General features: G+C 74.9%; 14 protein-coding genes. 8 read left to right on the forward strand and 6 right to left on the reverse strand.

Going from position 1 to position 14,667, the window contains the following annotated elements; genetic code table 11:
• Nucleotides 1-4: 4 nt before the first annotated feature.
• Nucleotides 5-874 (reverse strand): glycosyltransferase family 2 protein, encoded by an 870-nt coding sequence (locus tag MN205_RS15505; RefSeq protein ID WP_242128862.1) that lies wholly within the window; start codon nucleotides 872-874, stop codon nucleotides 5-7.
• Nucleotides 875-977: 103 nt separating this feature from the next.
• Here MN205_RS15505 and MN205_RS15510 point away from each other — a divergent pair, with 103 nt between their 5' ends.
• Nucleotides 978-1,916, forward strand: coding sequence for a glycosyltransferase family 2 protein (locus MN205_RS15510; RefSeq protein WP_242128863.1), 939 nt, complete (start codon nucleotides 978-980; stop codon nucleotides 1,914-1,916).
• A 23-nt stretch (nucleotides 1,917-1,939) separates the two neighbouring features.
• Nucleotides 1,940-3,112: a hypothetical protein gene (locus MN205_RS15515; protein ID WP_242128866.1), complete on the forward strand. Its 1,173-nt coding sequence runs from the start codon at nucleotides 1,940-1,942 to the stop codon at nucleotides 3,110-3,112.
• Here MN205_RS15515 and MN205_RS15520 read toward each other — a convergent pair.
• Complete coding sequence (locus tag MN205_RS15520; protein ID WP_242128867.1) at nucleotides 3,105-4,316, reverse strand: glycosyltransferase family 4 protein; 1,212 nt, start codon at nucleotides 4,314-4,316, stop codon at nucleotides 3,105-3,107. The genes MN205_RS15515 and MN205_RS15520 overlap by 8 nt on opposite strands.
• Before the next feature lie 45 nt (nucleotides 4,317-4,361).
• A complete protein-coding gene (locus tag MN205_RS15525) occupies nucleotides 4,362-4,997 on the reverse strand; it encodes a dTDP-4-dehydrorhamnose 3,5-epimerase family protein (RefSeq protein WP_242128870.1) in 636 nt (211 codons plus the stop codon).
• A 150-nt stretch (nucleotides 4,998-5,147) separates the two neighbouring features.
• Between MN205_RS15525 and rfbD the strand changes: the two genes are divergently transcribed.
• A complete protein-coding gene (gene rfbD / locus MN205_RS15530) occupies nucleotides 5,148-5,993 on the forward strand; it encodes a dTDP-4-dehydrorhamnose reductase (RefSeq protein ID WP_242128871.1) in 846 nt (281 codons plus the stop codon).
• Between the two features lie 9 nt (nucleotides 5,994-6,002).
• Here the strand turns inward: rfbD and rfbA are convergent, their stop codons facing one another.
• The gene (gene rfbA, locus MN205_RS15535) at nucleotides 6,003-6,875 is read right to left on the reverse strand and encodes a glucose-1-phosphate thymidylyltransferase RfbA (protein WP_242128873.1); all 873 of its coding nucleotides are present in this window, start codon (nucleotides 6,873-6,875) and stop codon (nucleotides 6,003-6,005) included.
• A 20-nt stretch (nucleotides 6,876-6,895) separates the two neighbouring features.
• Between rfbA and rfbB the strand changes: the two genes are divergently transcribed.
• Entirely contained in the window at nucleotides 6,896-7,885 is a 990-nt protein-coding gene (gene rfbB, locus MN205_RS15540; protein WP_242128876.1) for a dTDP-glucose 4,6-dehydratase, read from the forward strand.
• Between the two features lie 43 nt (nucleotides 7,886-7,928).
• Here the strand turns inward: rfbB and MN205_RS15545 are convergent, their stop codons facing one another.
• A complete protein-coding gene (locus MN205_RS15545) occupies nucleotides 7,929-8,870 on the reverse strand; it encodes a glycosyltransferase (protein WP_242128878.1) in 942 nt (313 codons plus the stop codon).
• Between the two features lie 148 nt (nucleotides 8,871-9,018).
• Nucleotides 9,019-10,644 (reverse strand): dolichyl-phosphate-mannose--protein mannosyltransferase, encoded by a 1,626-nt coding sequence (locus tag MN205_RS15550; protein ID WP_242128880.1) that lies wholly within the window; start codon nucleotides 10,642-10,644, stop codon nucleotides 9,019-9,021.
• Nucleotides 10,645-10,773: 129 nt separating this feature from the next.
• Between MN205_RS15550 and rsmI the strand changes: the two genes are divergently transcribed.
• From rsmI to MN205_RS15570, 4 genes are all read left to right on the forward strand, one after another.
• Nucleotides 10,774-11,655 (forward strand): 16S rRNA (cytidine(1402)-2'-O)-methyltransferase, encoded by an 882-nt coding sequence (gene rsmI, locus MN205_RS15555; RefSeq protein ID WP_242128881.1) that lies wholly within the window; start codon nucleotides 10,774-10,776, stop codon nucleotides 11,653-11,655.
• A gap of 136 nt (nucleotides 11,656-11,791) precedes the next feature.
• Entirely contained in the window at nucleotides 11,792-12,967 is a 1,176-nt protein-coding gene (locus MN205_RS15560; protein WP_242128884.1) for a hypothetical protein, read from the forward strand.
• An 82-nt stretch (nucleotides 12,968-13,049) separates the two neighbouring features.
• A complete protein-coding gene (locus MN205_RS15565) occupies nucleotides 13,050-13,535 on the forward strand; it encodes a hypothetical protein (protein ID WP_242128886.1) in 486 nt (161 codons plus the stop codon).
• Complete coding sequence (locus tag MN205_RS15570; protein WP_242128887.1) at nucleotides 13,532-14,659, forward strand: HTTM domain-containing protein; 1,128 nt, start codon at nucleotides 13,532-13,534, stop codon at nucleotides 14,657-14,659. The genes MN205_RS15565 and MN205_RS15570 overlap by 4 nt, the downstream gene beginning before the upstream one ends.
• Nucleotides 14,660-14,667 lie beyond the last annotated feature (8 nt).

Below are 14,667 nucleotides of genomic sequence, written 5' to 3' on the forward strand. Positions count from 1 at the left end.
CCGCTCAGCGGTGCTTCAGCGCCGCGGCCGCCCGTCCGTAGCGCATGTAGAAGGCCCCCACGACGTACGCCGCCCGGCTGCGCGCACCGCTCAGCTCGGGTGCGCGCACCGCGCGGGCCAGCGCGCCGACCGGAGGGGCGAACGCCTTCGCCGTCAGCGCCCCCGGGGGCTGCTCGCCGTCGCGCACGCGCCGCTGCCGGCCCTCCTGCACGCGGCACAGCTTCTTCCACGCCTCGGCGTAGGACTCGCGCGCGGGGTGGCGGACGACGGCGTCGGGCACGTACGTCAGCGGGTACCCGGCGGCCACGGCGCGGGCGCACCACTGCGCGTCCCCGCCGGAGAGCAGGCCGTCGTCGAAGGGGCCCACCGCGTCGAACACCTCGCGCGGCACGACGAGGTTCGCGGTGACGGCGAAACCCCGCGGCACGGTGCGGTCCTGCCGGAACGCGTTGACCACCTCGAACGCCTCGACCGGGTGCGGGCGGCGCGCGTCGCGCGGGTACACCCGCACCCGGCCGGCGACGACGCGCGCGCCGGCGTCCAGGGCCCGCACCGCCGCCGAGACCCACGAGGGGTCCGGCAGGGTGTCGGAGTCGGTGAACGCCAGCACGTCCCCGCTCGCGCGCGCGACGGCGGCGTTGCGGGCCGCGTAGGAACCCGGGCGCGGCTCGCTGAGGAACTCGATGCGCGGGTCCAGCCCGGCGAGGTCGGTGCGCGGGTGCCGCGAGCCGTTGTCGGCCACGAGGATCCGCAGCTTCCCGGCCGGGTGGTCCTGCGCCAGCAGGGCGCGCACGCACGCCTCCAGGCGCGGGTCGTCCTTCACGGGGACGACGACGTCGACGGTGGGCGCGCTGGTCGGGGCGGCGCTCGGCATGGGGACGGGCGTCCTTCCGGGGGCGGGCGGCCTGGGGTGGCGGGCGCATCGTCGCACACCTGGCGTTGCGTCCCGGCGACCACGCGTAGCAGGATGCCGCTGCGTGAGCGCCCCCAGCGAGACCGCCGAGCCGGAGGCCGCGGCGCCTTCCCCGCCGCCCACCGCCAGCGTCGTGGTACCCGTGCACGACGGCGTGGACGACCTGCGCCGGTGCCTGACCGCCCTGCTGCACCAGGACTACCCCGCCGGCAGGTTCCGGGTGGTCGTCGTGGACAACGCCTCCCGCGAGGACGTCTCGGCGGCCCTGCCCGACGACGAGCGGTTCGTCCTGCTGTCCGAGCCGGTGCCGGGTTCCTACCGCGCCCGCAACCGTGCGCTGACCGAGGCCGACGGCGAGGTGGTGGCCTTCACCGACGCCGACTGCACGCCGGAACCGGACTGGCTGCGCCGCGGCGTGGAGGCGCTGCGGCGCACGGGGGACCACCTGGCCATGGTGGGCGGCGCGGTCGAGCTGACGTTCCCGGCGGGCCGCCCGCGCACCGCGTGGGAGCTGTACGAGGCGGCGCACGCGTTCCCGCAGAGCGAGTACCTGGCGAAGCAGCGCTTCGCCGTCACCGCGAACCTGTTCACCTGGCGCTCCGCGCTGGAGGAGATCGGCCCGTTCGACGCCTCGCTGGCCTCGCGCGGGGACGCCGAGTGGGGCCAGCGCCTCGCCGCCCGCGGTGGGGCGCAGGGGTACGCCCCGGACGCGGTCGTGCACCACCCGGCCCGCTCCACGTGGTCGTCGATGTGCACCAAGACGCTGCGGGTGGCGCGCGGGCGCCGCGACGTCGACCTGGCCCGGGGACGCGGCCGGCGGCACTTCCTCGGGGTCGCCGCGGCCCACGTGCGGCTCGGCGTGGTGGGCGTGGTCCGGCCCGCCGCACCGGCGCACCTGCGCACCACGCGCTCGGCCACGGCCCGGTACGTGGCCGCCTACTCCACCGCCAGGGTGCTGTACGTCGCGGTGAACCTCGCCACCGGCGTGCGGCCGGGTCTTTGACACCGGCTGCGCGGGACGATCAGATGACCGGCGTGACGGACGTCCTGTTCTACGGCAGCAGTCCCTGGGACGAGACCTGGCTCACCGAGCACTACCTGTCGGAGGCGCTGTCGCAGCGGGTCCGGGTCCTGTTCGTGGACCCGGCCTTCAGCGTCCTCACCCCGCTGCGCCGCCACGGCGCCGTGGCGGGGACCCGCCGGGTCGCCGGGCTGCTCGCCCGCCCCAGGCGCCGCGAGGGCGACGTCCACGTCCTGCGCACGACGGCGCTGCCTCCCAAGGAGAACCCGTGGGCGCGCGCGGCGTCCGCGCCGTGGCGGCGCGCGCAGGTGCAGCGGGCGGTGCGAGCGGCGGGGCTGGACGTCGGCCTCGTGGTGACGGCCGCCGCGTTCGACGACAGCACCTGGATCCCCGACGGCGCCGTCTCCGTCTCGATCGTCAAGGACTGGCTCGAGGCCGGCGCCCACCTGACGGGGCTGCCGGCCGAGGTGGTGCGCGAGCGGCAGCAGCGCACCTGGCGCACGGCGGACCTCGTCTGCGCCATCTCCACGCGGTTGCAGGACCGGCTGCGCGAGGAGGGCGTGGAGTCCGAGCTGCTGCGGCACGGTGCGCTGCCCGCCCGCACGGCCCCGGTCTCCGGCCAGCCGGTGCCGGCGGCGCTGAGCGCGCTGCCGCGGCCGCTCATCGGTGCGGTCGGCCGCATCGACGCCCGCTGGGACCACGCAGCGCTGGCGGCGGTGGCCGAGGAGAACCCCGGTGGTTCCGTCCTGCTCATCGGCCCGGTCAGCCCGCGCGCCGACCGCGGCGCGCTCGAGCGGTTGCGGCGGCTGCCGAACGTCCACCTGCTGCCCGCGGTGCCGAACGTGCAGCTGCCCGCCTGGGTCGAGGCCCTGGACTGCGCCACGGTGCCCTACGTCGACGACCCGTGGCAGCGCTACGCCTCCCCGCTGAAGATCTGGGACTACCTGCGCGCGGGGACGCCGACCGCGGCGACGGGCTGCCCGGCGCTGGGGGAGTTCCCCGACGGGCTCGTCCACTTCGCCCTGCCGTCGCGCGAACTGCCGCGGCTGGTGCGCGAGGCGCTCGCCGAGCCCGCGGAGAACCGCCGGCTCCGCACGGGGTTCGCCGCCGCGAACACGTGGGACGACCGCGCCGGGCGGTTGCTGGAGCTCGCCGCGTCGCGCCGCCCGCTCAGCTGAGGGCGGCGGCGCCGGGGCGGCGGGGCAGGAACTCCGGCAGCTCGGCGGCGCCCACGTCCACGCCGAGCCCCCGCACGAGGCGGCCCGCCAGCGCCGGCCACGTGAACAGCGGCGACCTCGACGCTGCGCGGGCCCCGGTCTCCGCCGCCGTCGCGGGGTCGCTGAACCTGCGCATGGCCTCCAGCACCGCACCGGTGTCGGTCGGGTCCACCACGACACCCCCGTCGCCGATGAAGTCCGCCGAGCCGCCGTTCGTGCCGCCGATGCTGGGCAGGCCGGCGGCGGCGGCCTCGGTGAACACCACGCCCGCGGGTTCGTACAGCGAGGGCATGACGAAGCACGTGGCGGCGTCGAAGAGCCCCTGCAGGCGTGCGCGCCCCTGCGGGGTGCCGCGCGGGATCCGCCCGTGCGTGCGGACCCCGGGCGCGGAGATCTCCGGGTGCCCGCCCACGACGTCGAGGGTCGCGCCGGGGTGCTCGGCGCGCAGCCGGGAGAACGCCTCCAGCACGCGGGGACCGTTCTTGCGGGTGAAGTCCAGGCCCACGAACAGGAACCTCGGGACGGAGAAGTCCCGTTCGGGGCTGCGGGGCACCTCGTGCGTGCCGGCCCCCACGACGCGGACGCGCGCGGCGGGCACGCCGTAGTCGGACTCGGCGGAGTCGGCCGCCCAGCTGCTCGTCATGCAGCACGTCGTGGCGGAGACGTACGCCTCGGCCTGCACGCGCAGCCGCGCCTCGACGTCCCGGCGGCGCATCGCGTCCCAGTTGGCGTACGGGTAGCGCAGGGCCTGCGCGACGGTCATGTCGTCGTAGACCACGCGCGGCAGCCCGGTGCGCACGAGGTACCCGGCGCCCAGCTGGACGACGCCGTCGAGGCCGCGCAGCGCGTCCAGGCGCCGCTGGCCGGTCCGGCTGCGCAGCGCGGCCAGGTGCGCGCCGACGAGCGCTGCGCTGTAGCCGCGCCGCAGGCGTTCGCGCGGCGGCAGGCCGCCACCGCCGCGGCGGTGCAGGGGGCTCATGGCCAGGGCGAGGGCACGTTCCAGCCGGGGGTCGGGCCGCACGTCGACCGGTACGACCTCGACGCCCCAGTGCTTCAGGCCCTGCAGGACCCCGTAGGGGGTGCCGGAGCGGACGGTGGGGTCGGTGGCGTCCCCGGGGAACAGCACCGCCAGGCGCAGACGGAGGGAAGTGCGGTCGTCCGGCATGGCGTCAGGGTAGGCCATCGATCACGCAGGGTCGCCGATCCGGCGTCAGGAGGCGTCGCGGGCGGTCCTGCGCAGCGCGGAGCGGAACTCGTCCACCACGGCCAGTTCCGGCAGCGCCCCCGCCTCGCGCGCCTGCGCCAGCGTCGGCGCCTGCTCGTCCTTGCCGGACAGCGTGAACTCCAGCTCCCGCCCGTCGCGACCGGTGCGCGGCCACTCGATGCCCAGGTCGGCGTCCAGCGGGTGCACGCCGTGCTCGCGCTCGGGGGCGTACCCGGTCGAGCACAGGTAGACGACGGTGGAGCCGTCGGCCAGGGACAGGAACGCGTGCCCCAGCCCCTCCGACAGGTACACGGCGCGGCGGTCGACGTCGTCGAGGAGCACGGAGTCCCAGCGGCCGAACGTGGGCGAGCCGACCCGCAGGTCCACCACGACGTCCAGGACGGCGCCGGCGGCGCAGAACACGTACTTCGCCTGCCCCGGCGGCACGTCGGCGTAGTGCACCCCGCGCAGCACGCCGGCCGCCGAGACCGAGCAGTTCGCCTGCGCCAGCGCCAGGCCGTGCCCGGCGGCACCGGTGAACTCCGCCTCCTTGAACCACTCCAGGAACGTCCCGCGGTCGTCGCCGAACTGCCGGGGGGTGAACTCCCAGGCTCCGGGCACGCTCAACTCGCGCGTCTGCACGGTGCTGTTCCTCTCCGCCGGCCACGGCCCCGGGCGGGGCCCTCCGGCCGCGACCCTACCGAGGGCGACCGGCGGCGGTGCGGGCTGTCGGTGAGGAACCGGTCACCGTAGGCTGCGGCGCGTCGTGCCGGAGGAGGACGAGGGGGACGTGTGCGCTGGGTCGTGACCGGGGCCACCGGGATGCTGGGGACGGACGTCGTGGCGGCGCTGCGCGAGCGCGGGGAGGACGTCGCACCCCTCGGGCGCGCGGACCTGGACGTCACCGACCTCGCCGCCTGCCGGCGCGCGGCGGCCGGTGCGGACGTCGTCGTGAACTGCGCCGCGCACACCGCGGTGGACGCCGCGGAGACGGAGGAGGCCGCGGCGTTCGCCGTGAACGCCGTCGGCGCGCGCAACCTCGCCCTCGCCGCCGCGGGCGCCGGGGCACGACTGGTGCACGTGTCCACCGACTACGTGTTCGACGGCGATGCCACCGAGCCGTACGCGCCGGACGCCCCGCAGGCGCCGCGCAGCGCCTACGGGCGCACCAAGGCCGCGGGGGAGTGGGCGGTCGCGGCCAGCGGTACCGACGCGCTCGTGCTGCGCACCGCGTGGCTGTACGGCGAGCACGGCGCCTGCTTCCCGAAGACGATGGCCCGTGTCGGCGCCGAGCGCGGCGCGCTGTCCGTCGTCGACGACCAGGTCGGCCAGCCCACCTGGACGCGGGACGTGGCGCGCCTCGCGCTGGACCTCGTGGCCGCCGGCGCCCCGGCGGGCGCCTACCACGCGGTCTCCGCGGGCCGCTGCTCCTGGTTCGGGTTCGCCGCCGCCGTGCTGGCCTCGGCCGGGCTGGAGCGGGTGTCGCTGGAACCCGTCACCAGCGCGGAGTTCGTGCGGCCCGCGCCGCGGCCGGCGTTCTCCGTGCTGGACACCTCGAACCTGGCTGCGGTGGGCGTGCAGCCCGTCGGTGACTGGCGCGAGCGGTGGGAGGTGGCCGCCGCCGCGGTCCTGGGCTGAACGGAGCCCTCAGCGGACCCCGCGCGCGAGCAGCTCCAGCAGGTAGGCCCCGTAGCCGCTCTTGGCGAGGCGCTCCCCGCGCTCGCGCAGGGCGCCGTCGTCCAGCCACCCGTTGCGCCAGGCGATCTCCTCCGGGCAGCCGATCTTCAGCCCCTGCCGCGCCTCCAGGGTGCTGACGTAGTTCCCGGCGGCGAGCATCTGGTCGAACGTGCCGGTGTCCAGCCACGCCGTGCCGCGCGGCAGCACCTCCACCCGCAGCGCGCCGCGCTGGAGGTAGGTGCGGTTCACGTCGGTGATCTCCAGCTCCCCGCGCGCCGAGGGGCGCAGCTGCTTGGCGATGCCCACGACGTCGTTGTCGTAGAAGTACAGGCCGGGCACGGCGTAGTTGCTGGCCGGGTTCGACGGCTTCTCCTCCAGCGACAGGGCGTTGCCCTCGGCGTCGAAGGACACCACGCCGTAGGCGCCGGGATCGCTGACCCAGTACGCGAAGACGGCCCCGCCGGTCAGGCCGTCGAACCTCCGCAGCTGGGTGCCCAGACCGGGACCGTAGAAGATGTTGTCCCCCAGCACGAGCGCGACGGACTCGCCGCCGATGAACTCCTCGCCGATGACGAACGCCTGCGCCAGGCCGTCGGGGGAGGGCTGCACCGCCCAGCTGATCGAGATGCCGAACTGCGAACCGTCGCCGAGCAACCGCCGGAAACCGTCGGCGTCGTGCGGGGTGGTGATGACCAGGACCTCGCGGACGCCGGCCAGCATGAGCGTGGACAGCGGGTAGTAGACCATCGGCTTGTCGTAGACGGGCACGAGCTGCTTGCTGATCCCCTGCGTGATGGGGTGCAGCCGGGTGCCGGATCCACCGGCGAGGATGATTCCGCGCATGGCACCGTAGTATGACGCTCATGAGACTCCTGGTCACCGGCGGTGCAGGTTTCATCGGGAGCCACTACGTGCGCTCGGCCCTGACCGGGGTGCACGGCGCGAGCGGGGTGGAGTCCCTGGTGGTGCTCGACAAGCTCACCTACGCGGGCAACCTCGCGAACCTCGACCCGGTGGCGGACGACCGGCGCCTGGAGGTCGTCGAGGGCGACATCACCGACGCCGCCACGGTGGACGCGCTGATCGCCCGCACCGACGTCGTGGTGCACTTCGCCGCCGAAAGCCACGTCGACCGCTCCATCACGGGCGCGGCGGGTTTCGTGCACACCAACGTGGTGGGCACCCAGACGCTGCTGGACGCGGCGCTGCGCCACGGCGTGGACAAGTTCGTGCACGTGTCCACCGACGAGGTCTACGGCAGCATCGACTCCGGCTCCTGGTCCGAGGACCACGCGCTGGAGCCGAACAGCCCGTACTCGGCCTCGAAGGCGTCCAGCGACCTGCTGGCGCGCGCCTACCACCGCACGCACGGCGTGCCCACCGTGGTCACCCGCTGCTCGAACAACTACGGGCCCTACCAGTTCCCGGAGAAGGTCGTCCCGCTGTTCATCACCTCGTTGATGCGCGGTGGCACGGTGCCGCTGTACGGCGACGGGCTGAACGTGCGCGACTGGCTGCACGTGGACGACCACTGCCGCGGCATCCAGCTCGTCCTCGAGGGGGGTCGCGCGGGTGAGGTGTACAACATCGGCGGCGGCACGGAGCTGACCAACCGCGAGCTCACCGAGCGGATCCTGGACGCCTTCGGCGCCGGCTGGGACCGGGTGCGCGAGGTCGAGGACCGCAAGGGGCACGACCGGCGCTACTCGGTGGACATCTCCAGGATCCGCACCGAGCTGGGGTACGAACCCCGCCACAGCTTCGACGAGGGGCTGGCCGCGACGATCGCCTGGTACCGCGAGAACGAGCAGTGGTGGCAGCCGCTGCTGAAGCACCTGTCCGTGGTGCGCTGACCCCGGGCGGGCGGCCCGGGGCCAGGTGCCCCGGCCGGCCGCCTCAGAGCGCCAGGGGCTGGGCGTCGCCGCGCAGGTCCACGGCGCTGGAGGCCGCGGCGAGGAAGTCGTCGTGGCCGAGCGCGTCGGCCTCCCGGACCACGGCGAGGCCGCGCGAGCGGAGCATCCCGGCGATCTGCTCCTGGTGGTCGTCGATGTGCTCGGCGAACTCCGCGCGCCGCGGCACGAGGATCGGCAGCTTGCCGGCCTGCAGCGCCTCCAGCGCCACGCCGGTGCCCGCGTGCGCGACCACCAGGTCGGCCTCGCGCATGGCCGCCCCGAGCTCGGCGGCGGGCACGGCGGGACGGGGGTCGACCACCGGCAGCCCGCTGGTGTCGGTCGTGCCGGTCTGCCACAGCACCTCGGCGCCCGCCTCCTGGAGCATGGGCGCCAGGTGCTCCAGGAGCCGGCGGAAGCCGTAGGTGCGCGAGGTGCCCAGGGACACCACCACCTTGGAGACCTTCCGGGCCTGCTCGACCGGTCGCACCTGCCACCCGTCGAAGACGGAACCGGCGTACTTCCAGCGCCGCGAGGCCCAGGAGGAGTTCTGGGTGTACAGCTCCACGCCGGGCACCCGGGACAGCAGCCGGCCGCTCAGGGACGGCCCGTCCGTGCGGGTGGCGCTCTCGATGTAGTAGGCGGGCGCCCCGTGCAGGCGCGCCTGCGGCAGGACGGAGACGGCGAGGCTGGAGCCGGTGCTCACCACGGCGGAGACCTTCCGGCGCTTGAACAGCGGCGAGGCGAGCAGCGCGTTGTGCACGGCGGCCCTGACGTCGCGGGTGGGCCCGGGCTTGACCCAGGTGACGTCCTCGCCCTCCAGCAGCGACAGCGACTGGGGGGTGGGGACCGTCACCCAGTGGAAGGTGTCGTGGAGGGGCAGCCTCCTCGCGAGGGTCTTCAGTTGCATGAGGTGTCCGCCGTCGTTGGCGACGAGCAGTGCTGTCATGAGCGAGACCTCGTCCGGATCGCGGCCACCCGGTCGGAGCAGCCTGTGACAGCGCGCACTGTAACCATCTCCCAATGTGACTGTCACATGACGATCACCACACGCACGCCGCGGCGTGCTCCGCGTCCACCCCCGGTTCTCGCCCGGATCACACCCAGCTGGGCAGCCACATGCGGTCCTGCCACGCCTCGTACGGGACGACCTGGCCCGTGTACACGGGCCAGAAGAAGGCGAAGCACGCCACGCACGCCACCACCACGACCCCCGCGGCCAGCGCCCCCCTGCGGCGGCGCCGCAGCGCGGCCTCCACGCCCACGCCGCCGCGCAGCACCGCCGCGCCCGGGTCCGGCCCCAGCAGCAGCCCCAGCGCGAAGACCACGCCGAGCACCACGAACGGCACGAGGACCACCGCGTAGAAGGTGAAGATCGTGCGGTGCTGGTACTGGAACCACGGCAGGTACGTCGCGGCGTACCCGGCCAGCACGGCCCCGGCGCGCCAGTCGCGGCGCAGCGCCCACCACCACAGCAGCACCACCAGGGCCACCACCCCGGCCCACCACAGCACCGGCGTGCCCAGCGAGGTGATCGCCTTCGAGCACTCCGCCACCTCGCAGCCCTGCTGGCCCAGCTCCGGCGCCTCGTAGAAGAAGGACGTCGGCCGGCCCTGCACGAGCCACGACCACGGGTTCGCCGAGTACGGGTGCGGGCTGTCCAGACCGACGTGGAAGTCGTACGCCTGCTGGTGGTAGTGCCACAGCGAGCGCAGCGCGTCCGGCACCAGGTCGCCGGGACCGGACGACGGGTGCTGCGCGCCCCACTGCCGGTCCCAGCCGTCGTCGGAGGCGAACCAGCCCGCCCAGGTGGCGACGTAGACGGCCACCGCCACCGGCACCATCGTCAGGAAGGCGGGCACGCCGTCGCGCCAGGCCGCCGCCGGCAGCCAGGAGCGCACCCCCACCGCCCGCCGGGCGCCGGCGTCCCACAGCACCGTCATCAGGCCGAAGACCGCGAGCACGTAGATGCCGGACCACTTCACCCCGCACGCCAGGCCGAGGCTCACCCCGGCCGCCAGCCGCCACGGCCGCCACCCCAGCCGCGGGCCCAGCCCGCCCGCACCGCGCTCGGCCACCGACCGGGCCAGCCGCTCGCGGGCGTGGTCGCGGTCCACCAGCAGGCACGCGAACGCCACCAGCACCCACCAGGACAGGAAGACGTCCAGCAGGCTGGTGCGGCTCTGGACGAAGTGCAGGCCGTCCGTGGCCAGCAGCACCGCGGCGGTCACCCCCAGCACCGTGGAGCGGAACACCCGCCTCGCCACCCGGCCGACCAGCAGGATCGACAGCGTGCCCACCAGGGCCGCGGCGAAGCGCCACCCGAAGGAGGAGTCCACCCCGAACAGCCACTGCCCGAGCGCGATCATCCACTTGCCCACCGGCGGGTGGACCACGAAGTCGCCCTCGGTGCCGAACACGTCCGGCGTGCCCGCGGTGAAGAGGGCGTCGGGGGTGGGGATCGAGGCGTCGTTGCGCAGCTCCACGCCGTGCTGCAGCAGCGACCAGCCCTGCTTGACGTAGTACGTCTCGTCGAAGACGAGCTGGTGCGGCTCACCCAGGCGCCAGAAGCGCAGGAAGCCGCCGATCGCCGTCACCACCAGCAGCGGCAGCCAGGCGCGCCGCCACGACTCCCCGGTGATCTCCGAGGGGCCGCCGAGCAGGCGCTCGCGGGCCTGCTCCACGCCCCACCGGGCGGGCCGCTCCGTCGTCGCCGCGCTCACCGCCCCCTCCCCGGCAGCGGCCTCACGCGTGGTCCCCGCAGCGCTCGATCACGCGGTTCATCGTAGGTGCGCGCCGCGGCGCGCCGGGGGTGGTGCCGCGCGCGGCACGGCGTGCGCGACCATCGGGGGGTGGAAGACCAGCCGACCCCGGCCGCGCCCGGCGACGGCCGCCTCGTGCTGGCCGCGACCCCCATCGGCAACCCGGGCGACGCCTCGGTGCGCCTGCGCGAGCACCTCGCCGGCGCCGACGTCGTCGCCGCCGAGGACACCCGCCGGCTGCACCGGCTGTGCGCCGCCCTGGGGGTGGCGACCGGCGGCCGGGTCCTGAGCTACCACGAGCACAACGAGGCGGCCCGCACCCCGCAGCTCGTGGAGGAGATCGCCGGCGGTTCCACCGTCCTGCTCGTCACCGACGCCGGCATGCCATCGGTCTCCGACCCCGGCTACCGCCTGGTGCGCGCCTGCGCCGACGCCGGCCTGCTCGTCACCGCGCTGCCGGGTCCGTCGGCGGCGCTCACCGCCCTGGCCCTGTCCGGCCTGCCGAGCGACCGGTTCGCCTTCGAGGGGTTCCCGCCCCGCCGGCCCGGGCAGCGCGAGCGCGCGCTGCAGGAGCTGGCCGCCGAGGAGCGGACGCTGATCTTCTTCGAGTCCCCGCACCGCACCGCCGCCACGCTGGCGGCGATGGCCGCCGCCTTCGGCGCCGAGCGTCCCGCCGCCGTGTGCCGGGAGCTGACCAAGACCTACGAGGAGGTCGTGCGCGCACCGCTGGGGGAGCTGGCCGACTGGGCGGGCGGGCGCGAGGTGCGCGGCGAGGTGTGCGTGGTCGTCGCGGGCGCCGAGCCCGGCGCCGGCGCCCTCGACGAGGCCGAACTGGTCGCGCGGGTGCTCGGCCGGGTGGGTGGGGGCGAGCGCCTCAAGGACGCGGTGCGCGAGGTGGCGAAGGCCCACGGCGCCTCCTCGCGGGAGCTGTACGACGCCGCCGCGGCCGCGCAGCGCGCCGCTCGCGGCTGACGCCCCTACCCCCCGACGCGAGTTCCGTAACCGGGCCTCACCCGTTCGCCAGCACACTGCGGGGGGAGAGAGTAGGCGCCGAGGAACCCCGATGCAGAGAGGGCAGCACGAAACCCTCGAACCACCGGAGCCCCCGATGCGCCCCAGCACCGCCCCTCGCCCCGCCCGCCGTCGCGCCCGCGCCCTGCTGGCCGCCGCCGCGATCGTCGCGACGCTCGGCACGGGAACCGGCGTCGCACCGGTGGCCCAGGCCGCGATCTCGCCCGTCATGTCCTACGACGGCGCCAGCGTGAACAACGCCCGCATCCCCGCCGAGGCCATCAGCATCGAGACCGCCACCGCGGTGGAGTTCGACCGCGGCACCTACTGGATCGGTTCCACGCAGGTCGGCACCATCGACTCGGTGGCCTCCGACGGCACCGTGTTCCGGGGGACCGGCACCGTGGACCTGGCGGGACGCACCGGATCGGTCACCCTGGTCGCCAGGCTCTACAAGGGCAAGTACATGGTGCAGAAGGTGTACAAGGTGCTGCGCCTGGTCCCGCCGGTCCCGCTGGGCATCCCGGCCGGCTGGCCGAACGCCGACACCACCGGGGTTCCCGCGGGCAAGGTCCTGCAGCCGGTCGGCGACCTCGTCGTCACCACTCCCGGCACGGTCCTCGACGGCCTGGACATCGGCTGCCTGACGGTGCGCGCTACCGACGTCGTCGTGCGCAACTCGCGGGTGACGTGCACCGACGGGCGGATGCTGGCCGTCGCCCTGCAGGGCGCCAAGGGCTTCGTCATGGAGGACTCCGAGATCGACGGCGGGAACGGTGCGGCCGAGACCGCCATCGGCTGGGGCGGGTACACCCTGCGCCGGGTGGAGGTGCGCGGCACCCAGGACGGCCCCCGCCTCGGTTACGACGTGACCGTCGTCGACAGCTGGGTCCACGGCCTGGTCCGCGACCCCGACGTGCACACCGACGCGATGCAGTCCACCACCGGCGCCCGCATCACCGTCCGGCACAACACCCTGGACCCGCGCACCCCGGGCGTCGACGACTTCCTCAACGCGGCCGTCCAGCTCGGCACGGAGACCGGCAACCACGAGCTGCGCAGCGTGCTGTTCGAGAACAACTACTTCAACGGCGGCACCTTCTCGGTCAACGTCAGCTGCGACGCCCGGTTCACCGGCAGCGTGGTGTTCCGCGGCAACAGGTTCGGCCACGGCAGCAAGTACGGTCCGGTCATCGCGCCCGCCGGTGTGACGTTCACCGGCAACACGTGGGTCGACACCGGTGCCGAGGTCCCGGTCGAGCCCGCCTGCTGACCTCTCGCGCCCCTCGAAGAGGGGGCGGGAGAACCCGAGGTGAGTACGCTGCGCGACCGGTCGGTCGCTCTAGAGTGCTCGTGTGCCGACTCCCACCGCACGAGCCGACGCCCCGATCAAAGCCGTCCGACTGGTCTTCGCGCTCGCCGTGCTGGCGCTGCCCGCCCAGGTGGCGATCCGGCACGTCGCCTCCGAGCCGTACCCGGGCCTCTACCAGCCCTCCTTCGGCGGCGTTCCGCTGGCCGGGCGCGAGGCGGTGACCACCGAGGCCGAGGTGACCCTCGAGTTCGCCGGCGGGGCCACGCGCGCCGTCGGCGTGGAGGAGGTCCTGCCGCCCACCAGGGTCCTGCCGCGCTTCGTCTTCACCCGCGGCTTCGGCACCCAGGAGCGCGCCGACGACCCGCGCACGGTGGCGTGGCTGCGGGAGCGGGTCGCCGCGCTCGACGAGCGCACCGCCACCGCGGTGGACGTGCGCTGGCAGCGCGTGGGGTACTCGCTCGACGACGGTTCCCGGCGAGTGGTGGAGGAGACCTCGCACGTGCGGGTCGACCTGGGGGCGGCGCGGTGAACGGCGCGGTGAACGGCGCGTGGAGCGCGTTCGACCGCTGGGTGGCGCGCGGGCCGTTCACCGCCACGGACCTGGGGCGCTACCGGGTGCTGTTCGCCCTGCTGCTGCTCCTGACGCCCTCCCGCTACGCGTGGGCCGGGCAGTTCCCCGACTCCTTCGTCAACGGCCCGCCGGGGCCGTTCATGCTGCTGCGGGCCGTCCCGCCGCGCGAGGTGCTCCTGGGGCTCGACGTGCTCGTCCTCCTGGCCGCCGGTTTCCTGCTGCTGGGGCTCTTCACCCGCACGGCCTCCGTGGTCGCGGGCCTGACCATGCTGACGGGGAACGGGATCTCCTACAGCTTCGGCAAGATCGACCACAGCATCTTCCTCGTGCTCGTACCGCTGGTGCTGGTGTTCGCCCGGTGGGGCGACGCCGTGTCGGTGGACTCCCTGCGGCGGCGGTACCGGCAGGGCGGTCCCGCCGCGGGACCGGCGGCGGCACCGCCCCAGTGGCCCCTGCGGCTCCTCGCCCTGCTGGTGGGCCTGGGGTTCCTCACCGCTGCGGCGCCCAAGCTGCTCAGCGGCTGGCTGTCGCCGGCCACGCAGGCCGTGCAGGGCGTCATGCACACCCAGTACCACGTCAACGGGCGCACCGAGTTCCTGGCGGGAACCCTCCTCGACGTGCGCAGCGCCCTCTTCTGGGAGTCCGTCGACGTCGCCACCGTCCTGCTGGAGGGGTTGCTCGTCCTGGCGGTGCTGAACTGGCGGGCGTGGCGGATCGGCATCGCCGTCGCCTCGCTGTTCCACTTCGGCGTGCTGCTCATGATGAACATCGGTTTCGCCGCGAACGTCTTCACCTACGCCGCGTTCGTGGCGTGGGGGTCGCTGCGACTGCCCGCGGTGCGGGTGCTGCCGCGCCGCTGGCTCGCCCGGTACGGCTGGACCGTCGCCGTCGCCGTCGGGCTGTTCGCGGCGTTCCGCCCCGAGGAGTGGGTCGTCCCGCGGCAGGGGCAGCTGATCGTCGTCCTCGGTGCGCTCGTGAGCACCTGGTACCTGCTGCGGCAGGTGCGGGTGCTGCTGCGGCGCGGCCGTCCCGGTGCCCGCTCCCCGCAGCCGGCGCACGACGAGGCGGCAGCTGCCCGGTGAGACGGGCG

Source organism: Kineococcus sp. TRM81007 (assembly GCF_022669155.1).
Classification (GTDB): Bacteria; Actinomycetota; Actinomycetes; order Actinomycetales; family Kineococcaceae; genus Kineococcus.